The 23,332-nt window shown below is 54.2% G+C and carries 9 protein-coding genes and 1 pseudogene; 1 reads left to right on the top strand and 9 read right to left on the bottom strand.

Going from position 1 to position 23,332, the window contains the following annotated elements; translation table 11 throughout:
* Positions 1–3: 3 nt before the first annotated feature.
* The 7 genes from RHM69_RS04845 to RHM69_RS04815 form a co-directional block, all read right to left on the bottom strand.
* Positions 4–1,152 carry an HlyD family secretion protein gene (locus RHM69_RS04845; protein ID WP_019819755.1) on the bottom strand — a complete coding sequence of 383 codons (1,149 nt, stop codon included), beginning with the start codon at positions 1,150–1,152 and terminating at the stop codon, positions 4–6.
* Positions 1,153–1,250: 98 nt separating this feature from the next.
* Positions 1,251–2,264 (bottom strand): N-acetylmuramoyl-L-alanine amidase-like domain-containing protein, encoded by a 1,014-nt coding sequence (locus tag RHM69_RS04840; RefSeq protein WP_019819757.1) that lies wholly within the window; start codon positions 2,262–2,264, stop codon positions 1,251–1,253.
* A complete protein-coding gene (locus RHM69_RS04835) occupies positions 2,254–3,111 on the bottom strand; it encodes a S66 peptidase family protein (protein WP_032873860.1) in 858 nt (285 codons plus the stop codon). Before RHM69_RS04835 ends, RHM69_RS04840 begins: the two co-directional genes overlap by 11 nt.
* The gene (locus tag RHM69_RS04830; protein ID WP_019819761.1) at positions 3,101–5,656 is read right to left on the bottom strand and encodes a condensation domain-containing protein; all 2,556 of its coding nucleotides are present in this window, start codon (positions 5,654–5,656) and stop codon (positions 3,101–3,103) included. Before RHM69_RS04830 ends, RHM69_RS04835 begins: the two co-directional genes overlap by 11 nt.
* The gene (locus tag RHM69_RS04825) at positions 5,643–9,416 is read right to left on the bottom strand and encodes a MupA/Atu3671 family FMN-dependent luciferase-like monooxygenase (RefSeq protein ID WP_074059239.1); all 3,774 of its coding nucleotides are present in this window, start codon (positions 9,414–9,416) and stop codon (positions 5,643–5,645) included. Before RHM69_RS04825 ends, RHM69_RS04830 begins: the two co-directional genes overlap by 14 nt.
* 8 nt (positions 9,417–9,424) lie before the next feature.
* Positions 9,425–19,360 (bottom strand): non-ribosomal peptide synthetase, encoded by a 9,936-nt coding sequence (locus RHM69_RS04820; protein ID WP_019819764.1) that lies wholly within the window; start codon positions 19,358–19,360, stop codon positions 9,425–9,427.
* Between the two features lie 375 nt (positions 19,361–19,735).
* Complete coding sequence (locus RHM69_RS04815) at positions 19,736–20,455, bottom strand: polyphenol oxidase family protein (protein ID WP_171905452.1); 720 nt, start codon at positions 20,453–20,455, stop codon at positions 19,736–19,738.
* A 641-nt stretch (positions 20,456–21,096) separates the two neighbouring features.
* Between RHM69_RS04815 and RHM69_RS04810 the strand changes: the two genes are divergently transcribed.
* Positions 21,097–21,219, top strand: a complete 123-nt coding sequence (locus RHM69_RS04810; RefSeq protein WP_256203228.1) for a hypothetical protein — start codon at positions 21,097–21,099, stop codon at positions 21,217–21,219.
* 141 nt (positions 21,220–21,360) lie between these two features.
* On the opposite strand, the gene RHM69_RS04805 is transcribed toward RHM69_RS04810, so the two are convergent.
* Both RHM69_RS04805 and RHM69_RS04800 read right to left on the bottom strand, forming a co-directional pair.
* The gene (locus RHM69_RS04805; protein ID WP_019819770.1) at positions 21,361–22,116 is read right to left on the bottom strand and encodes a GNAT family N-acetyltransferase; all 756 of its coding nucleotides are present in this window, start codon (positions 22,114–22,116) and stop codon (positions 21,361–21,363) included.
* Positions 22,117–22,389: 273 nt separating this feature from the next.
* Positions 22,390–23,260, bottom strand: a pseudogene (locus tag RHM69_RS04800) (DNA-binding protein).
* Positions 23,261–23,332 lie beyond the last annotated feature (72 nt).

The raw sequence follows: 23,332 nt of genomic DNA, 5'->3' as shown, positions 1-23,332 counted from the left end.
TTATCACTTCCTAACGAAAATCGAATAAACCCAATCAACAATCCATTCGTTGGCGATTTCAATATTGGCATCAACCGGCGTGCCTGCTGGAATAGGGAGATCAAGACCATCTTGACGAATAGCCTGCACATCCGGATGTACGATCACCCGATAGAACCCACGAATCGCTGGACGCTCATGACCATTTGCATCAGTTTGAACGGGCGCCCCTGAAATACTCGTTATGTTTCCCGTCTGAATTCCATATTTTTGATAGGGAAATGCCGCGTAGCGAAGTTTGACGTGCTGACCAACCTCCAAGCGAGCGGTGGCTTCAGCGGGTACATTAAGGCGTACAGATATTTTTGCGCCTTCGGGCGCCACCATAAAGAGGCTGTCACCACGGTTGACATATTGCCCTAGCCGAACACTAGAGACGACAACACGCCCCCCCACCCCTGCCGTAACCAGAGAGTTACTCTGAAACTTAGCTAGCTCGATCGCCTGGTTAGTTTTCTCGAGTTCCATTTGAAAGGACAGTTTATCGCTATTGGCCTGCTGCTCGAAATCAGCACTCTCCACGCGCAACTCTACATTCTGACGTTCTAGTTGCTGAACCTGTTGAGTCGCGGTAAGTACCCGTGACTGCAGTGTCGTGAAATCAGAGAGCTTTTCAGAAACGACCGTATGCGACACAAACCCCTCACGCTCTAGCTCGCGGTAACGCTCAATCATGTCCTTTGCTTGAACCACAGCAGGCTCCAACGACTTCAAGCCGATGCGGGCTTCATCGGTCTGATGATCGTTCATCCTCAACCGTTCGCTTAACCACTGCTTTTTCTGAGTTAAGCGAGAGTCTACTTGCTTAATTTTCTCTAAGATGAGATCCCGTTGTTGTCGCAATATCTCGATCGTCATTTTACTGAAGTCGTTGCCGTCTGCCCCTAACCGCTGCGGCGCCACTTCAGCCAGCGCTGTGTTGGCATTGATGCTGGAGCCCTCCTCAGTTATTAACCGAATAATCGTTCCGCTTTGTTCGGCAACAACAGAAACATATCCTCCTTCAGGTTCAGCTACTCCCGTGGCGACCGCCGTCTCGGTATACTCTCCGAAGATGATCACCGCCGCTAAAGCGCTTATTAGAAAAAAGATCACCGCACTTTTCTTACTCATATTTCTCTTGTCCCGCGCATAAAACGCGACACCCAAAGTTGCCGAGTAGGCTTAAATTTTTTTAGCCGAGCAGTAATGCACTGTATCAGCTGTATCAGCTATGCGTTTTTGGGTTTCGGGAGAAGGCGTAAAACCTTTATTCCGGTGAAATTGGATTCAGCATACTCCTGCACCGTGCGCAGACGAGACATGTCCATCGCAAAGTAGGTATCCGAGTCTTTTTTGATAATGTATTCGTCACCTGCATAGGCGCCACAGAAGTCGACACCCAGCTGTTCGCAACGCCGGTCATCGTCATAGAAAATGCCGGTATGTGAAGGTCGAGCTTCGTTCGTAGCGTGCTCACGTCGAGCAAAATGTCTGGAGGAGTGAATAAAGTATGCGGCGCCGGCTTGCTTCTTTACAATCCCAAGATGCCTGACCAAGATATGACGAAGATCCCCTTGCGCTGTTGTAGGATCCTTAGCAAATACAATAATGTCGCCATCTTGAAGCAGTTTGACATCCATTTTTTGCAAATCTACGGCACGAATGAATGTGTGACTGATGGCGCGCTCGCCACGTACAGGTGCTACAAGCTGCTCACGAAAATCAAAAGCCGCGGGTCGACGAATGACACGAAGATCGACTGCCATCGGAATAATGCATTCCGCCGTTACAAGTGTTGAGGTGACGTCGGTAAGCCAACCTTGCTCGATCGCCCGTTCGAGCAACGACTCCTCAACAAAGTGAAGAAATGAACCTGAAGCCGCATGACGACCTGACGCGGCCTCAACGTCGGGTACATCGTAACGCAGCACTTTAAGTTGCCTTACGAATTGCTCGAATGAGTCCGCGCGGCTCAGAGCAATGACAACGTAAATAAAAGTGATGCAATCCAGATTGGCCAAGTTCACGCGCAACATGTCCTCCGAAAGGATAGGAAGGTTGCTTTCAAACTCAAACGGCGTACCAATTAACCGCTCAGCCCAAACCGCCAATCGCTGACCTGGAGGCAATTCGGAGAATTCAAAGAGCAGGTCTTCGATCTCTTGCCGACTAATGAGATCACCCAGCGAAACGGCGCATGGGATACCGCCAATAACCTCTTGTAAATGAGAATTAGAAGACAAGTCGACCTCCTTGCAACTGGGCGTTATGGCCGTATGGCCAGGCATAGTTATCTCGCCCATGACCAAAACCCGCGCCTCTCACTACACGAACACCTAGAGGTTGTAATAAATTCTCCATCAATTCGTCCGCCGTGTAGTCAGCACCGGCCGGTAAATAGCACCGTACATATTCGCCCAGCACGATAGCTTTAACCCCGTCCAGAGCACCGCTGTCACGCAATTGAAGGACCATGCGATCCAAGCGAAACGCATGTTCTGTAACATCCTCAAGCATGAGAATGGCTCCTCGAGTGTTGATTTGCTGAGGAGTGCCGCACATGCTCGCGAGCATTGTCAGATTTCCACCTATCAGCTTCCCTTCAAGCGCGGCCTGGTTTGATGAGCTCACAGGCATTTCGCCATGAAAGTTACCAGTCAAAATATGCCGTACACGGGCTCTCGTTTCATCGGTCACGCCAGATGCTAGCGTATCAATCATCGGCCCGTGTACAAGCCGCGTATGCCCCTGGAGAGACAAGTAATGCAGCAGTGCTGTCGCATCTGAACAACCAATGACTATCCGATCATCATTCATACCCACAGGCAAGGCCTTGAGACAATGCTGAACCCCAAATCCTCCTCGAGCAATCCATACCACATCGATGCCGGTGGTTTCGAAGGCCCATCGCAAATCGGCGGAGCGCTGATCGTTATCTCCCGCCATATATCGCCACTTTGCTCCGACGTGAGGGCCGGTTATAACTTCATGCCCCCAACTACGTATAAGAGACAGTCCTTGCTCCAGGCCCGCTGGATCAGGTATCCCCGCAGGAGAGATGACCGCTATCGTAAGACGTTTATGGCTCATAATCATTTTTCTCTGGCAATCGAAGTACGGCTGACAATACCGTACTGTCCTCTAGCAAACACTCTTTCAGCGATGCAGGCACACCTGATTCAAGTGCGTATGCAGTGCGGGTACCAACAGCGAATGTAGCCGCATTTTTTTTACGGCGTCGACGCAAGCCGACACCAAGTTGCGCGCACCGTTGTTCGGTGTCATAGAAGACGTTGACGCCGGACTTGCCTTCGGGCAAATGTTCATAGTCTATTACGGATTGCAATACATACGCCTGGGTACGATCCACGAATAGGATCCCCACGTCATATGTCTGATGTGAGGTATTTGCGCGGTTTCTAAAAACAGCAATGTCTCCCGTACACAAACCAAGACTCGAATTTCCCTCAGCAAGGTCAGACTTTTCATCTAGGTCGCCTGCGATCAGAACCAACATGTTGCGCTCTATCGCTTGTTGCAATATTGACATAGTGTTGCGCCGCTGATCATCTGCGAGAGCCCTAGCGCGCAACGCTTGAAAACGCCGAACAAATGATGTCATGTCCTTGGCATCGGCCATCGCAATCGCTATCGCTGCAAGCGCTTCAGAGTCTAGTGCGCCGAGAGATAGAGATAAGCTGGTATCACCGGCCGAAAATCCAGATGACTTTAGACTGACAGGCGTCCCCATAAATGACTCCGCCGCCAGCCATAGGCGATTACCGCTCCCAGAGCGCACACTATTCACGCTTGCAATACGGGCAGCAAGAGAATCTCTTGTCCAGACTCCAAGTTCCAAGCGAACAGAAATGTCCCCGACGTGGAGGCTATCTGCTGAAGGTCGAGATATCACGACAGGGGAAGCAACGGCCGAGCGACGAACACATGCAGACATTTGCTCCATCCGGGTGTTTTGACGCAACTCCTTGAGCGGAATCCGGGCCCCAAGATCTTGCTGGATTCGCCAGGAGAGTTGCGTCAGAAGTAAAGAATACCCCCCCATTAACATAAAGTCGTCTTTCCAACTCAATGGCCGAAGACGGAGCAAGTCATACCAAATGTCGGCGAGACGATGATCTACATCATCGAACGGTCGTTGCTCTACCAACGCCTCTGAAATCTGAGCCTGCTCATTCAGATTCGTTCTTTGAGTATCGATAGCCATCGTACGCATCACGGCCGTCGGAAAGTGCCCCTCTGGTAATTTATCACCCTCTTCGTCAATTTTTTCTATCAGGGTGTAGAAGTCCGACGCAAGCGTGGCGATCGTTTCCTGTTTAAAGGCATCGACTTCGTATTCGAAATGTCCTGTGAATACGTCTCCACGGTCAGAAATGTTCAGCATCAGAGGAAATTTTGCCCGCCCATTGAAAACATTTAAATTTGGGGCGAACCGTCCACCTGCTTGATGAGCAACAGCTATTGACCGCGGTTGAAATTGTAAATACGCATTGATGAGATCCTCGCCTAAAGCTGGATTGGATTTTCGTGCCTGCTCCACAAGGCGCTCATACGTAAATGCACTATGATCAAAGGCATCGAGAAGCTGCTCGCGCACATGCGCTGCCATGCTATTGATTGTCGCGCCCGCTCCAAAATCAATACGGATTGCTAATGTGTTGATAAAACACCCTAATGCTCGACCAAAACGCCGCTGCTCACGGAAAGCTGTCGTCGTGCCCAGCAATAACTGGCGTCCCCCCGACACCGAGTGCAGCAAGATCGACCAGATGCACAGTATGCCGCCGAACTCGGTCAACCGATGCCGACGACACCACGCACGAAATCGATTCACGGCAGAAGGTGGTAATTCGATGGGGTACTCTGCACCACGCCGGTCGCGTCTCGGATCTGTTGGAGCGCAGAGATAGGGAAGTTCTAGCATGGGGAACTCGCCTATGAGTTGCTGATGCCAATACTCGACTAACCGCTGGCGGTCACGCTCGAACCTAGATCGCTCAAAATCAACGTACTCCCGGTATTGTGTTGCTACGGGTAACTGTTCATGACGTTCTCCGTTGCATGCTCGATATAAAACGTCGAGTTCTTCACAGAGCGTATTTATCGTTCGCTGGTCAACAGCAATGTGATGGGTCAAGAGAATCAAGAGATAATCTGACGGCCCCAAAGACCAAAGAAACGCACGAAAAACGGCACCATGTTCAAGATCAATATGTAATGACGCAATTTCCGCGCCCAACACTTCGCAGCGCTTGAGGCGTTGTTCCTCGGGGACCTCAATACTTCCCATCCACTCCAAATTCCATTTTTCGGGTGGAGAGACTTTTTGCCAAGCCACGCCTGCGACGATGGGATAGCTCGTGCGAAGGATTTCATGGCGCGCTACCAGTTGGCGTAATGATTCTGCAAGAACGTCTTGGTTCAAGTCGAAGCTCAGCCGCATTGCCAAAGTAACGTTATAGTGTGGATCATCCGGCGACAATTGAGACATATACCACATGCGCTTTTGGGCAGCTGAAGTAGGATACAAACCAGCAACCGGGATCGTCGCATTATCCGTCGCCATCGTCCGGAGAGAGTGCGGAGTCATTTCGGAGAGGTCACCGCTGTACATTCAACTTAGCCTGCATTGAAGCCACCTCGACAAGTGAAGGCAGTACGTGCTCTCGAGGAACACCAAAGTCGACCAGACATGCAATCTCGTCCACGCCAATTTCTTTTAGTGATCGAGCCATCGCTTCACAGTGAGACGGTGTCCCAATAAGTGAGCCGCCGTTCAGATAACGGCCCACTGCATGGTCGACCAGGGCGCCGCGATCGGCTGCAGCCAAACCACGCACTCTCTCGTAGCTTACTCGCGCGGAAGCAAAGTCCAGATGCGTATCCAGATATTCATAGAGAGCCCCTGCGCCGATCTGCGCTACAACCGTCGGATCTTGATGCACAAAGGTGTGCAACATGACCGTGACTCGCCCAGGACGGCCATTAAGCGCTTTGCGATAGATGGCAATGCGTTGACGCAACCCATCAAGGTCCAATGACAACATTGCAGTCAATACGTTGGATCCGCTGGCACCTGCACTCTCAAAACTCGACTCGCTGTCGGCAGCAGTAATCCACACAGGAAGCTCGCTTTGAACAGGCCGCGGTAGCACGGTGACGTTCTCATTTTCCCCTAAGCCGTTTATTCCGTTATAAGGCTCACCACGCCACATTGCGCGCAACACTCGAGTGCTGTCCGCGAAATGCTCTCGTCGTTTTTCATAACGCGTCGGATTGAGCACGAAATCGGTTGGATGAAAGCCCGGGGCAAGAGCCAGGCCTATGCGTCCATTAGAAATATTGTCGACAACGGACCACTGCTCTGCGATTTCGACTGGATTATGCAGCGGCAACACAATGCTGCCGGCTCTGATTTTTACGCGATGTGTTATAGCCGCAATCGCACTGGCTAACACAGCGGGAGCTGGGAAGAGCCCGCCGAATCGGTGAAAGTGCCTCTCTGGAATCCATATCGCCTCAAAATCGCTTTCATCGGCCAAGCGAGCGGCATCGAGTACAAGCCCATATAAGTTTGGCTGTGCGTGCTGAGAGGTCTCTCCAGAGAAGAAAAACACACTGAATCGCGGGAGGTGCTCGTGGACAGCATTTCCCATTGAGTCTGTATGTGCAGTTGCTGCAAGACCAAACTCAACAGGTCTAGCAGGTGAGGCAAGCGCTGAAGAGGTGATCGTGTCGACCGATAAAGCGCCGTCCATCTCTTCGCTATTCCGCACTAACAGCAATTCAAGCGAGCGGATTGTTGGCTCATGCAAGAACTCACGCAGGGAGATGCGCACTTCGGCTACGCCATTGACACGCTCAAGTACATCGAGTGCGGTAAGCGAGCATCCACCCAGTTCGAAAAAGTTAGTGTCTATATCAATGTCTTCAAGCTGAAGCGCATCGCAAAACGCCTGCTTCGCATAAGCTCGCATTTCTGCAGGGACCGGCTTGGAAACTTGAGTCAATTCGGAGGGTGCGGTAACCGCGGTCGCTTGCTGCACACGAACCATAGCAGGCGGATAGTAGGCCCTTCTCCGGTCCTCAAGTAGCTCGCTTGCATAATCATGTGCTTGCTGCCCTTCAAAGACTAATGGCCAATTGATAGTGGCGCCTAAACACCATGCTTGCCCGATGGCGCGTGTCATGTGCGCCGATGCCCGTTGATCAACTGTGTCAATGAAGTGGATATGAGGCGTCTCAATCGACAAGCTCACCTTAGTCGCTATCGCACCAACAATGACGTGCATCACACTGCCCGTCTCAGACATTAAGGTCCCCACAGCATCATCATCCTCTTCGAACACCACGTGCCAGAAATCACTGTTGTGCAGGTCATCTGACGAGGTATGCCGCGCAAGAGTTGCGGAGTACCAACTGATACCCTCGCGTATTTGTGCCATTTCCAGCGCGTCTTGGAGTTCGCTGGCAGATTCGGCCAACACCAATGCGGCTGCAACGTCCAAGGTTAATGCACCGCTTACGCAAGCAGCCGCGGCCTCACCGAAACCATAACCAGCGACTCGAAGAACAGGAACGCCCATTGCCGCCAGAGTGCGAGCAAGGGCGACTTGTACACAGAGACCCGCCAAACGATCTTGCGATGGCAGAGCAGTCGTATGTTCCCCCACCGTATTCGCAGTACCTTCGGAGCGCCCTACTCTTGAAACGATTGCCGCTAGATTGCGCCGGAAAACGGGGAAGCATCGGCTGAGATCACGGGCAACAGCTGCGGCCCCTCGCAGTTCACCGAAAACAAACAGAGTGCCAAGCCGCTCGCGTTCGACCAGTGAGAAAGCGACTACGGTGGTTGGATCAATTACTCGAACTGCATCGACAGAAGAAACGAAGATAGCGGCGCGCGCGCCTACTCCATTGCTATGGCTCGCCAAGGTAAAAGCCACATCAACGTAACGTAGACCAAGCGTTGCAGCGCGCTTGCATAACGATGCGTATCGAGCACGCAAAGTCTTTTCGTCAGTGCTGACTAAGGGCACAACCACCGGCCACGCATCACTCTCCAATGGATTCGACTGGCTGCGGTCCTCTGGTTGACTTTGAATGATCAGATGGGCATTTGTTCCCCCGAGGCCGAACGAGCTGATAGCAGCAGTAAGGGCTCCCACACTCGTCCAGGGAACAACCTTTTCTGCAAAAGAGAACTGTTCCTGGTGGCGGCGACTCTCGTCATGCAATCGCTCAAACGCTGCTTGCGGCACTATTTTCCGATGCTGCAACTGCAGGATAAGCTTGATCATCCCCGCGATTCCGGCAGCCGCATCAAGATGTCCGATGTTGGCTTTTACGCTACCTAGATAGACACGATGCTCAGGGCTATCGTCCAAGTGCAGCGCCTCGGATAGCGCAGCCAGTTCGATCGCATCTCCGACAGCGGTCCCGGTCCCGTGAGTTTCAACATAAGAAATGTCGCTCACCGACACCGTGGACCTCTCGAACGCTTGGCGAATAACTCGAACCTGGCCTTGCGTCGAAGGTGTCGAGAAGCCCATGCGATGACGGCCATCATTATTTACTGCACTGCCACAGATAACAGCGCGTATGGCTCGCTCAGCGGCCTGTGCGTCCGATAACCGTTGCAAGACCAGAATACCGACACCTTCACCGCGAACCGTGCCTGATGCACCCGCGTCGAAAGGTCGACATTGGCCGTCACGGGACATAATTCCATCCGGCACATATTTGTATCCGACATGTTGCGGCCACCCAATTGCAACGCCGCCGACGATTGCAAGGTCGCATTCACCCGCATGTAAAGCCTGGCATGCCAGGTGAACCGCAACGAGAGAGCTGGAGCACGCCGTCTGCACTGTCAGTGCAGCGCCCTCCGCACCAAGCCGATAGGCTACGCTTGTCGCCAGGTGAGCTGCACCGTTGAGTACATCAGCGCTGAATGAAGCAATCTCGCTTGCACCCGATAGGCAAGCTGTTCTGTATTCGTTATGGCTTTGCGCGGCAAATACGGCTGTACGCGTAAGATCTCGGCCGTCGATGCCAGCATCCTGTAGAGCAAGTCTGGCGCATTCGAGAAACTGCCTGTGCTGGGGATCGGTAAGAGCTGCCTCAGCCGGAGACATTCCGAACGAAGCCGGGTCGAACATTAGCGCGTCGTCCAAAAGGCCTCGGTACGGGACATAATCTGGATGGTCCAGATCTGAAGGTGCGACGCCATCGGCGATCATGGCCTCACGCTCTAGGCGCTGAATCGTGACCTTGCCCGAGCAGAGGTTTTCCCAAAAAGCGGCAGGAGAATTTGCACCGGGGAATCGACACCACATTCCAACTACTGCAATTTTGTTTTGCGAACTGTCCATAGTCATTTCTAATTCGAATAGTTAACTTGCTTATTGATTTGAGCCCCGCGCGAGACGAGGAGCGCCACCTGGGAGGGAACTGTCGAGTGCCTGAAAAGATCGGCGATACTGACCGTGACCCCTAGCCTTTCAACTAAGCGCCGCCGTAACCCGAGCATCAGTAATGAGTGCCCTCCGACATCAAAGAATGTCGCAGTTGCTGGGATGTGATTGGTGTGTTTTAGAAGCTCGCGCCAAATCTGCCGTACGCAGCCACCCAAATCAGAGCTGTCAGTCACTTCAACGGTACGGTTCACCTTCACCCTGGATAGCAAGTCCTGCGTATCGAGCTTGCCGGAAATGTGGCGCGGAATTGCGTCTATAACTTCAGTCATTCCGGGCACCCATCCAGCGGGCAAACGCTCACGGAGCCACAGATCCAGTTCAGATGTCTGCAACACATATCCACTTTTTGGTTTCACGAACGCGACCAGTTCGTCTTGCGGGTTGCTTTCCTCACCGGGGACAACAAGAAGCTCTACCTCCTGAACCCCCGGGTAGCTGTATATAACTTTTTCAACGCCTGACGGCTCGATCCGTATGCCACGGATCTTTAATTGAGAGTCGATACGCCCGTAATATTCGAGTTCTCCCTGCTCGTTCCAGCGCACAAGATCGCCTGTACGATAAGCTCGGGCGTCTGTACCTTCTGCGAACGGTACCGTACAAAATCCATTAGCCGTGGTCTGTCCCAAATAACCAATACCGACACAATCACCCGATACCACCAACTCGCCGACAGCACCACGTGGGAGGAGCCAGCCGTCCTTACCGGTCACATAGGCTTGTACGTTGGGCAGTGGTCGTCCAATGGGAACAATGGCGCCTGTGTCGCCAGATATCTCATGATAAATGCATCCGATTGTGGCCTCGGTCGGGCCATAAAGATTGACAATTCTGGCGGCTGGCAAGAGTGCTGAAAGGCGACGCGCTGTTTCAGCGCGAAGGCGCTCCGCTCCGAGTATCACCCAGCGCAGACCTTGCAATCGACCGACTGCCGAGTTTGCACTCTCGAACTCTGGCAACAACGATTGAAGAACCGAAGGCACGAAATCCGCAACCGTGACCTGTTCTCGTGCAACGAGTGTGGCGAGCGCCTCTACGTCAAATAGTTCGTGCCGCTCCGGCAACACACAGGTGCCACCTCTCGTGAGAGGCCAAAGCACTTGCCATACAGCACTGTCGAAGGCAAGGGGTGTTGTCTGAAGCGTGTTGGGCATTTCATCGCCAAAGAAACTAGTCATCCAGGCGAACCTGTTAAGCAATCCTCGTTGGGCAATGGCGACTGCTTTCGGCCGAGCGGTCGAACCTGAGGTAAAAATGACGTAGACAGCCGCCTCCCCGGTTAGGGTTTCTGATTTCTTGCGTCCAACTTCCTGCCCGCGCGGGCGCAATGCCACACTTGCCCCGTCCTGCTCGATCAAGATGGAGGCCCCCACGTCATCAAGTGCTGCCTCTCGAACTGAGGACGGCCACGCAGGATCAATCGGCAGAAATGCGGCGTCTGCCATGAGAATGCCTAAGGCCACAGCCGCAGGGTTAATGTCATCGTTCGCGATGAAAGGAACTATCGAGCCCTTACTAACCCCATGCTCAACCAACCGCTCTGCCAGATGTTGTGCGGCCATTGCCAGCTCAGCGTAAGTCTGCATATGCCGACCGCGTAATGCCCACGCCCCAGGGCGTCTGCGCGCATTTTGAAGAAATTGCTCCACGATCGAGTCTTGCTGCCTTGGCATGTTACCGCCAGAGGCCAATGCATACACGATCTCGTCTCGCTCCTTTTTCGGAACAATCACCATAGATTCCAGTGCGGCGTGCTCACTCGCAATGCCATTGGTCATCACGGTACAAATCTGCTCACACACACGCCCAAGCCATCTAGGGTGGAGACGACCGCCTATCCCATCAAGTGATAAAACGACCTCCTCCGCGCGCAACTCCACGGTTAGGGCCAAGTCACAACTCAATGTTGAGGAGTTCGTATCAACCGGCGCCAACGTTCGCAAGCGGCCGGTTTCCACTCTCAAATAATGAACTGACAGCACCGCCTGAAAGAGTGGATGTCGTCCTGACGCTCTCACAGGGTTAACAAGCGCGAGAATATCTTCAAAGGGCAAGTCAGCGTGGTCGAGCGCGCCGGCAATCGCTAAGGTGGCGTGGCGGCACAGCGCCAAGAAATCTCCTTCAGCAGGCAACCGACAACGCACCGGCAGAACATTCAGTAAAGGCGCGACAAGCTCATCATCTTCACCTGCCTCGCGCAACGATGTCGGCATGCCAATAGTGACGTCATTCTCTCCAACGTGTCGACAGAGGACGAGCGAGTAAGCGGCGAGAAACACGGCCGTCGGTGAGAATCCTTTCAAACTGCAAAACTCGAACAGCGACTTCCGCAACGGCTCATTTAGTTTCAAAGATTTCCGTATGCTGGTGACCGTGCGCGAAGGCTCCAATACTGACAATCCAGGAAGATTGAGCACGGTGACCGAGCCATCAAGCGCTTTGCGCCAATAACTGGATGCGTCCTCTCGCACCTGGTCACTCGCCGTCTGCAGGCGCGTAACAGCCTGGGCGAAAGAAGGAGGAGCATCCAGTTGGGGTTGGGCGCCATCGAGGACTATCGATGCGTAAGCACGATCGAAGTCGTGCAGGATCACCTCACAGGATCTCGCATCGGCGATGATGTGGTGGCAAACCATGACTAGTCTGTCATCTTCTGGTCCCGATAAAATCGCAGCTCGTAGCAAAGGGCCATCACAAAGGTCAAACGGCTCACGCAGGCTGGCAGGAAGATGCTGCGGCGTTAATACCTCCGGCAAACGTGCCACCGATTCAAATGCTAGAGGTGCTGCGACGAAATTGGCGATGGTGATTGATGGTGGATCGCTATCGACCATTTTGGCCCGCAGCATTTCATGACGATCGAATACACAACGCATGGCGGCAACAGCTGCCTCTAAATTGACGCGCCCATGCAGACGGGCTGCCCAGAGAATGTGATTCCCATCGTCAGCGCCACGCAGTTGCACGTTAAACCAGAAGCGTAACTGCTGCGGTAGAAGGGCTAATGATTCGGTTACAGTATTTGAAAGGCTCGTCTGTGAGGGGCTGCTTTCAGCGGCAAAGCATTCTAACGTAGGGTCTAGCAACAACGATGAGGGCAATATTCGACGTCCAATGAGGCGTCCGACGGCGGCGCATACCGACATAGCCATCAATGAGTTTCCACCCAGTCGCATGAAAGTATCGGCCGGACCTATTGGGTGCTCCAAGCGAAGCACTTTGGACCACGTCGCGGCTATCGCCTGCTCATGCTCGGTCAGACTGCGTCCTTGATAGGCCCCAGTCAAACCGGGCAATGGCAGTTGGTTCCAGTCGATTTTTCCATTCGAAAGTCGGGGCAACAACGGCACTGTCATCACGATCGGCAGCATCGCTGAAGGCAAGCGTGTGGCCAGAACACTTCGCCATTGCTCTGGTGTTCTGGTGCCGGCATCAGCTACCTGTACCACATAGGCAACCAACGCTGCATTACCTACTTCTCGCTGCCAAAACCGCAAGCATGCTTGTGCAACACCGTCTAGGCGATGCAATGCAGCCTCCACTTCTGCAGGCTCTATACGCACCCCAGCGACTTTGATTTGGTGATCTCGCCTTCCAATGTGAACAAGGCGACCATCGGGTAAAAAGCGACCTATGTCCCCCGTTCGATGAGCACGTGGTCTGGTGGCCGTATCGAGCAAAATTAATGCAGCAAGATCGTCCGGATGGTGTACATAGCCAAGTTTGACGTACGGGCTTCTAATCTCGATCTCTCCCGTCATCGTCGATTCGCCTATTTCATCGCTAATGAGCGCGATATCGGTACCGGTGACAGCTGTACCGATAGGCAATGAGGGCAAGTCACAGGCTTCACCGTGACGAAAGTGTGCCTGGAGTGCCATCGTGGACTCAGTCGGGCCGAAACCGTTGATCAGGATTGCCTCAGGCGGACAGCGGCGATTGAACAACGCAAGATCTTCGGACAGAGCCGCTTCGCCCCCAAGGACGATGCATCGAATCAACGGCAAGGAAAGGGGACCGGCGCTTGTGAATACCTCCCGAAATACCGACGGTGTTCCATGAAAGATGGTGATGGTCTCTTGAGAAAACCATCCGAGCAGGCCCGCGATACCACTCCTGGATAGATTCCAGGCAACCAAACGTGCGCCACTTGCCAATGCGCCAAATATATCCATCAGGGCTGCGTCGTAGCAGACATCAGCGATAAGACTAATGTGGTCGCTCTGCGTCATACCGACACTACGTACGTAGGTCATGATGTGGTAATTCAACGCGTCGGCGTCTTGTGCCACCCCCTTGGGGCGTCCTGTGGTGCCGGAAGTGAATAATACATACGCCGGCGCAGACGCCCCGGGGACAGGACCTCTTGCCACTATTGATATCGGACCAGAGTCTTTTGGGTCTGCAACATTGATAATGGATGAAATAGGGACTTCTGCCGATGGCCACAAAGAAGCCGTGTCGACTATGGCCACTTGTGCACCGACCGAACTAACAATATCACCTAATCGGCTTACCGGTTCCTTCTGGCTGACAGGGACAAAAACACATCGGTTCTGCAGGCAAGCAAGCATGGCTGCTACAGAGGAAATCACACTGCCACACCAAATGATGACCGGGGCTCCAGGTGCTGCAACCCGGTTGAGGTGCGCGCCAATGTTACGAGAAAGCTCGTGTAGAGCTTTTCTCGATATCGACATACCGTCAGCAGAGATTGCACAAGCATCCGGGTGTCGCTGTACGTGCTCTTCGAAGCAATCCACAACGGATCGCGTATCGACTGAATGCACCGCAGGAGCGCATGCGGAAGGTGATAGCGAGAACGGAGTACCTTTAACTGACGCTTCAATTGACGCAACCCAGCCGCTCAGCAACCAATCTAGGGTCTCACCACGAAAAGAGGCGGTGCGGCCATCAACGTAAAGCTCTGCACCTGTCTTGTGAACCCGCACTTGGAAATCCAGAAGCGCGTCAGACACCCCCAGATTGACTTCCTCAGCAATGAAGTCAGATTTTTCCAAACGCCGCGCTGGGGCATCGATCATGCCGAAACGCACGGGGAGAAGGTCCTTCCCTGCGTAGAGAGCACGCGCGAGCCCCTGCAACTGAATCGCAGATGCGTGGGCATGTAAGTGGCTACTGCGCACGGCGTCACGCACAACGCCAAGAACATCCGCCCACGGGGCTGTTTGGCTCATCTCAATAATAAGCGGCACAAGTGCAGCTTCGAAGCCTATCTGCGGGTCTAGGAATGGCGAACGCGTCGACATCATGGTGCCCAAGACTACATGTGACTGCCCGCTCCAAATCGAAAGCAAACGCGACAGTGACGCAACAAGAAATTCGTATCGCGTCAAGCCTCGAATTGAAGCGACCTCTCCAATTTTTGCCCAAGTGGTGGCCCCAAAAAGGTGACGTCTCCTCTCGCAATCAAGTTGTCCATGGGAAGCCGTACTTGCGGTGAAATCAAGAGGAATCGAAATGGGTGGTACCCGTTCAACTTTGCATTTCCACCAAGCGATATCTTTTTCGTCAGTTATCTCATCGTGCGGCATGAACTCAGGTTGTGCCGTTTGTGGCTCCCCAGAAACACCTTCGAGCGCTTTCTGAAACTGCCGCATGATGATGTCGACCGACACTTCATCTACCAACAGATGGTGCAGGGTCAGCAGAAGCCAAGGAGCGAGATCTGGTCGAAGGAAGAGCTGCCCTTGCCATCCGTACCCGTCCCGAGGGTCGATGGGCGTGCGCGCTGCGGCGACTACTTTCGCGTAGAGCACTTTATCGTCGGCAGCAATCGACTCGATCAACAGAGGCAGCTCAAGGTCAGAAAATACCCATTCCCCGTCCTCACTGGCACGAGCAGACAAGAGTGGGTTGTTCTTTTGAACCTGCTTCAGTGCCGCCTCAATTTCGGAAAGCGATACCCGACTAACGAACTTCAAGCAAAAGGCAACGTTGGCAACGGGCGCTGGCGCCATGAGCATTGAGAAACTCAGCATCTGGCGTTGCGCAGACGTCATCGGTAGCGCTTTCACGTGTACAAGGCCACCGAAAGGCAAAGCATCGATTTTTTTGTTCAGCGCAACTCGTTGACTAAATTCAGTTAGTTTCGGTGACTCGAACAACGTTGAAACTGGAACGGCCACGCACAGAGTCTTAGCCAGACGATGAGCAACCACGTGCGCCGCTCTGGAGTCGCCTCCGATTTCAAAGAAGTGATCGTTGCGCCCTACTGCCGCGATGCCAATAACATCAGACCATATGCCTGCAATCACCTTCTCAAGCGAAGAGACCGGCTCCTCCTCACGTGTAAGCGGCTCACCGATCTCCTGCACGGGGGCTGGTAGATTTCTTCTGTCTACTTTGCCATTGGCGTTAAGCGGCAGAGACTCCATCACCACCCAAACGCTTGGAAGCATGTAGACAGGTAGCGTAGCCGCCAATGCTTCGCGCAATGCACCTCTATCGATCTTTTGATTCTTCGTCGCCACGTAAGCAACCAGTTGCTGCGAATGCGGCGTGGGCTCATGCAGCAACACCGCTGTCGCGTAAACGCCGGGCTGTTGAGCAATCAAATGCTCAATCTCGCCAAGCTCAATACGTACACCGCGTAATTTGATCTGTGTGTCTAGTCGGCCGAGGTACTCCAATGCGCCATCGACACGATAACGCACACGGTCGCCCGTACGGTACATACGGGAACCTGGGGAACCGAATGGATTGTTTATAAAGACCTGCTCAGTCAGTTCTGGCTTTCCCAGGTAACCGCGAGCGAGCCCCGCCCCTGCAATGAACAGCTCTCCAACTACACCTGCCGGAACAGGTTGTAAGCAGGAGTCCAGCACATATAGCTGTGTGTTTGCGATAGGACGCCCAATGGGTATGCTGAGCGACGTATCGCCCGGTAAGCACGTCCAAGACGACACATCCACCGAGGCCTCGGTTGGACCATACAGATTGTGCAGGCTCGTATCAGACAAGCACTGGTGAAAAGCCCTGGCGAGCGCGACAGGTAATTCTTGACCGCTACAAAAGACATGGCGCAACGAACCGCACTGCCCCTCTACAACCTCATTGAGAAACGGCTCCAGCATGGGGGGAACAAAGTGCATTACGGTAATGCCCTTTTGTTCGACTAGCGAATAAAGGTATTGCGCATCCTGGTGGCCACCGGGTTTAGCCATAATCAGCATGGCTCCTTGGGTCAGCGGCCAGAAAAATTCCCACAGGGAGACATCAAATGAGAACGGCGTCTTTTGCAGGATTCGATCATCTCCAGAGATCGGATAGGCACGCTGCATCCAGAGAATCCGGTTCACAATTCCCGCATGAGTAATGCAGACCGCTTTGGGTTGGCCTGTGGAGCCAGAGGTGTACAAGACGTAAGCTAGATGACTGGTTGCCACCGGTGGCAGATTAATGTCGTTGTTATTCCCATGCTCATCTTCCAACCAGCAAACAGGCTGGGACAGCACGGGCAGGCGGTTCTGCAAATGACGTTGAGCTAAGATGATCGCCACTTTAGCGTCGTCTGCCATGAACCGAATGCGATCGGCGGGCAGCGTGGGATCAAGGGGGAGATAGGCACCTCCCGCCTTAAGGGTGGCCAATAACGCAACGACCATGTCGATGGACCGCTCGGCAAATACTCCGACAATGCAGTCAGGACCCACTCCAAGCGAACGCAAGTGTCGAGCTACATCCGTGGCCCGAGCGTCCAGTTCTGCATAGCTGGTGCACTCATCCTCAAATGCGATGGCAAGCGCGTTCGGGGTCCGCATGACTTGCTCTTCAACTAGGCCGACCAACGTCTCATGGCCAGGGATCTCTTCGTCGGTCGCATTCGATTGCTGAACTAACCTGATGTACTCATCGGCCCCCAGAAGCGGCAAGTCCCTTAGGAGACTCATTGGCTCGCTTACAATCCGTTGCAGTACAGCACTCAAACTATCGGCGACGTTAACGTGTTCGATCTTCCGTTGCACATCGCTGCTGTAAGTCCATTTAGCGACTGCTCCCTCCCCCAAAACAAGCCGAACCTCAGCATCATTGGCCTCATATAAAGCAGCGCTGCTTGCCCAACTGGCGAACGTAGCCTCACCGTCAAAAACGAATTTTAGCCCCTCGGCTGAGGCACCAATGAGCATGACATGAACAACATCGAGTTGGGCGACGCGGGCCACGGCCACCGCCAAAGCTGCCGAAATGACGTGCTCCAGAGGGGATTTAATGGGGTGGAGCAATACGTTCAGGATGCCCTCCGGCAAGGCCTCCAGCTGTTGGTAGGAAGGCCAAGCAAGCGGCGACAACTGTCTATCGACATCGTCCATCGTCCTCAGGCGTACCCGGTCTACCTTGCCGTTCGGCAAACGCGGGATCAGAGGGCACGTCTTCCATTCAGTTGGAACCATGTAGCGCGGAAGACGCTGCATTAATGTCGAACGAGCACCCTCGATGATTTTTTCGCTTACGCTGTCCGTAGAGAGATGGGCGACTAGGCGCAATGGCTCGCCAGCGACAGCAACCGCTACCACGGCAGCGTCGATCACTCCAGGACACTGCCGAAGCAGATCTTCTACTTGCGCCGGCTCAACTCTGAACCCGCGTATCTTGATTTGATCATCACTCCGTCCCAAACACTCTAGGTTCCCATCTGCTCGCCAGCGGCCAAGGTCACCCGTCCGGTATCCACGTACGGTTCTTCCCCCAATTTCCTTGGTGAAGAACCTGGCCCGCATATCATCCGGACGCCCTAGATATCCGGCAGCAACACCGGCCCCCAAAATGACAATTTCCCCTACATCACCGGCATTCACTTCATCTCCATTCTCTCCCTCCAAGCGAATGGACGTTTCACGAATGGGACGGCCAATGGTAGGCGATGAGTCTTTGGACGTTAGCTCGCAGAAGGTGGAGTAAACGGTCGTTTCAGTCGGGCCATAAAGATTGCATACGCGGCTCACCCCAGGTTGCGCGTGAAGGTCACGAACGAGATCGGCGTTTACCGGCTCGCCCGCGACGTTTATCGTACGCGCCGTCGTCGGTATGGCATTCATGCGCAGCAATTCGCGCATGACGCTTGGTACCGTATTGATCAATGAGATCGGGAGTGATGGCGTATCATCGACGAGAGACAAGGCATCGCTAACGACATATACCGTACCGCCGCAAGAGAGGGGCAAAAACATCTCAAACACCGATATATCAAAGCAAATCGATGTCGAGAACAGAACGCACTTTGTCTCTTCGTGAGTGTAGCGATCAAGCGCCCATTGAATTAGATTGACGACGTTGTTATGACCGACCAGCACGCCCTTGGACTTTCCTGTCGATCCCGATGTGTAGATGAGGTAGGCAATTGAGCCATCGTCGATCTGGGCATTCGGCTGATCCTCTGACACTGAGGGCAAATCTTCAGCCGTGCAGATTTTAACTTGATGCTGAGCCTGTGGCACGTCGCTCGCGTCGTCGCACAATACGACGCGCGCCGCTGAATCCTCAAGAACAAATTCCCGATAAGCTGCCGGGTAAGCAGGATCAAGCGGCACATAGGTGCAACCAGCTCGCAATATGCCGAGCAAAGCACAGATAAGGTCCGGGGTGCGATGAAGAGCAACAGCAATGCGCTCTCCTGGCTTCGTGCCAAGTTGTACAAGCGCTGCCATCCATTGGTTTGAGCGAGCGACTAACTCCTGATAAGTCAGCGCTTGCGCTCCGTCTCCAGCAATGGCGCAAGCAAGTGGCGTAAGTTCCGCTTGCTCCAGGACGAAGTCGTGGAGAGTCTTTTTCGATGAAACGTCATATTGAACGTCGTACGCCTCAGGGTCTAAATACATCTCACTTCCTTACTGGGCTTTATCCACAACTGCACACGGAGTTGACTTCCCCGCCGTACTCACGAAACAACTCAACCCATTCAATGAGTATCGCGTGATCCCGTGGAGACAAAGGAGTAAGGCTGTGCTCAAGTGTTATCTCTCCATGACGGGCATGAAGAACACGATCAGCCATTTGCGCAATGATCGGTTGCGAGACAATGCTAAAAGCAAGCTCCCCACAATCAACTCGTACTGCCTCACCAGTAGCTTCGTAAACCTGAGGGTATAAATTACACAACGGACGTTTCGAAGAAACTGCCAATATGCGTTCTGCTGCCTGGATTGCAAAGCTGATTTCTGAGGTCATAATTTTCGTATGCGTTCTGGATGATATTATGGCGCAAGCACAATGGCTGCATACTGAAGATCTTTGGAGGGATCACGCATTGCGTCCCTGCGATAACTATGAAATCGCGGAGAAGCGCCCTCTACACGTTCGGTACCGCAAATGGTGCATTCACCACTATTGGAGTGCCTCGCAACCCCAATACAATTCAGTTGTGTTTGCACAATAATGGTCAGCGACAATTTGCGGGGCTGCGGAGAAAACGCAGCACGGGGAATTTTGACCTTCTGCTCGAAGTCGTCAATTAGCTGCTCCGACACTTCATAGCAGCACCCTTGAGCACACGGCCCCAAGGCAGCAACCCAGCGGCTGAGATCTTCCCCAACACCAGCTAGGACACCGCCAAACTCGTGCACAATCCCCTCGTACGCACCTCGCCATCCGATGTGCAGTGCAGCTATTGCACCACCATCAACGCGCGCCAATAGCACGGGAATACAGTCTGCAGTTGGAATAGAAAGCACGAGCCCGGGCTGATAGGTGATAAGACCATCAGCGTCGCCCACATCTTCGCAATACTCTGACACCTGTACTACTCGCGCGCCGTGCACTTGCCGCTTAGTTGCACGCTGCTCCCAATAAGGAGCAACACTTGGTGGCACGTTTTTCTTTCGACAACCAAAACCGTGCTGAATACCGGGGATCGTCGCGAGTAAAGGGCTAATGATTGCTTCATCCATTGAGGCACCTGCAGAATTATCATTCATGAATGCAATGGCTCTTGGAGAGCTTGCACCTAGCAGCTATTAGTCGTTCGAAATACCGAAGAGACGATTATCGGCCAATCACTTTGTCAGACGATTTAACACGAGAAAGCTTTGTCCTATCCCTTGAAACTATTGGCTCTACCGGTATGACTGGCAGTCATCACCTGCGCCATCAAACCCCTATGCAGTTGCTAGGCACAGTAACGACAGTTCATGACAGTCTCATTACATCCGGTACTAGTTCATTGGAATCGGCGCGCACCAAAACTAAAGGAGCTGACGATGGACTTAAAAGCAGAAAAAGCACCGGACATTGGATGCAAGCACGGAGGCTGCCGACTTGCGAAGCGCATTGGCCCCATCCCTAGGCCTTACCGGCGCCGACCATCAAGTCGGGCTTGTAGTGATGCGCCCTCTTATACCGCCCTCCGCACACTAGCAAAAGCCTGTAGCAGTAGCAGTCATCGAAACCACGGCCCTCCAACGTCACTGGGAAACGTGAACTACGCGAAGCTCAAATCGTTGGCACAACTGTGAAAGTCTCTGCCGAGTACGGATACGGCACCGAATGCTCCACCTGCCACCTGGTGAATCCACCCGATACAGCGTTTTGTCCTTACTGCTCACACGACCAGAGTCACATGCAGCCGATCTCTATCGCGACGGACTATGCGGCCACGTTCCACCTGCGTATGCGCAGCTCCGCCAAGCCCGGCCGCTCCCTCGGTGCCGTACCGACGTTGACGGTCGAGCCGGATCTATAGCGATGCCTCTTTTGCTCGCCTTCTCAGCCCGGCAAAAGCTTGTAGCAGTTGAGTTTTGACAACCCCGACACGCATTTCCCATGCTGTGGCCGTGTCTCGCTGACGTTGTCAGGCTCCCGAGCACTGACGTCGAGTGACCGGCTAATTCGGCCACCACTTGAGCCGCTGTATACGTGCCCGCAACCAGCCGACAAGAGACGCCGAGGATGGGGCTGGGTCAGCTGCGTGCGTTATTGGTGCAACCCTCACTCCCCGTTTATAGCTGGTGGTCAGGGATCCAACCGATTCGGCAGCGAAAGTTCCTTCAACGACATCGAGGCCGTGCAACAAACCGCATTTGCTCGACAGTTGAAAGCCGTGAGCCATATAAAACTTGTTTCGGTTCTTCCTTGCCTCATCCTCAATGGCATGCGCCTCCGCCAAGCTTCCGGGGGCAACGCAGTAGCTCGTCAGGTGTTGGCCTTGCAGCCACTCGATAACAGCCCCCATCAGGGCGCTGCCAATGCCAATTTTGTCAGGGCTCGCCTTGATGGCATTGACAGGGCCAAAGCGCACGGTCTTTGTCGTGTGGCAAATGGTGGCCGAAAATGTATTGGTGGTCGGCTTGTACTGGAAGGGCGGCAAAAACCCCAATTTTTTATGTGGGGTAGGTGCACTGATTTGAAAGTATTCGAACTCGTAGCCAGCAGTTTCAGTCTCGCCATCCGCGGCGAAGACGCCTTGCAATACAGTAGTCTTTACGGCTAACCGACGGAGAGCTCCTGCAACAACCACCTCCATTGTATGCGTTAGCACCATGTCCTCAGGCTGGACGCGGGTCCGGAATTTTTTCTCAATACTTTGAAAATCTATGTGCACCAAAACCTCTAGAACTGTCCGACGGTGATGAAAGAACATGTTACCGCGCTTATTGGCTACCGCGCCAAACTCGCCGCGACCCAGCTCGACAGGCCTACGGTGCGCGCCAAGCCAGCGCTAGTCGCCGGGGAACGCTGCGCTGCGTGGTGCGTACTGACAAGGCGTCGCCTGGGCGATCGAGGTGCGCCAGCCAGCGACGGGCACAGCCCGCTGCGACGCATGCCCTGCCATCGAAGCCATGGAACGTGGGGCTGGCCGTTGCCGCGGTACCGGCACCCGGAGCCGGGTGGCCCCCAGTCGCTCCGGTCCTCTTCAGGGGGCGCTCTTCGACACCAGAGGTTTTCGCGGCCGCGGCTTACGTTTGACGGCCGGCGCCTGATGCCCCGGCGTCAGATGCGGCTCCAGCGTGTCGGCCCGGGCTCGCTCTGCCGCGGCGTATTGCTGGGCTTGGCTCAGTTCGGTCTGGATCGTCTCCACCCGCTGTTTAAGGTGTTCCAACTGCCGTCCGACCTCCTTGAACTGCAGGTCATGGCTTTGCCCTCCTCCCGGGCGCGGTCGACCTCGCGGTGCGCGCGATCCTCGACACCGCGCACGTAGCTCTCCTGCGCGACGCGCTCCTGCTCGGCCTTGAGTCGCAGCGCCTGCAACTCCTGTTGTAACGCCAGGCTGTGCTGTTGCGCCTCACGGCGCTCGCGCAGCCAGCCTTCACGCCGCTGCTGCAGGTCCTCAATCTGCGTCTGGCGCTGGGACAGCAGCAGCTCCAGGTCGGTGAGGCGCAACTCGACCGCATGGCGCCCCGCCACCGCGTCCGCCGCCAGTTGGCGACACTGCGCAGCGTCTTGGCGCGCCTGGTCCTCAACCGCCGCAACCCGCTCGCGCTCGCCGGCCAGCACTTGGCGCTGCTCGACCAGCGCCTGCTCGGCGGCAACCTGTGCCAGATGCATGGCCTGCTGCCACACTGCGACAAAGGCCCGCGCCACCTCGGCCGGCAGTGCTGGCAGGCGGGTCTCGCCGTTCAGCCGCTCAGTCAGCGCGCCCACCATTGATCGAGCAGACCGCCGACCCGGGCCGGACTGCCGCGGCCTAGCTCGATACGCACGCGCTCGACCGTCGGCCGCTCACCGCGAGCCAGCACCGCATCCGCGGCGGCGAACACCTCATTTTCCGGGACGCCTATCGCCATGCCATGCTCCTTTACGAATAAGGTCTGATAATGAAAGATTATCCGACGTTATTTTCTGAATAATGGAATTAT

Source organism: Pseudomonas sp. CCI1.1 (genome assembly GCF_034348165.1).
Taxonomy (GTDB): Bacteria; Pseudomonadota; Gammaproteobacteria; order Pseudomonadales; family Pseudomonadaceae; genus Aquipseudomonas; species Aquipseudomonas paracarnis.
The sequence above is the reverse complement of the archived record's forward strand: the minus strand, read 5'-3'. Positions and strand labels throughout refer to the sequence as shown.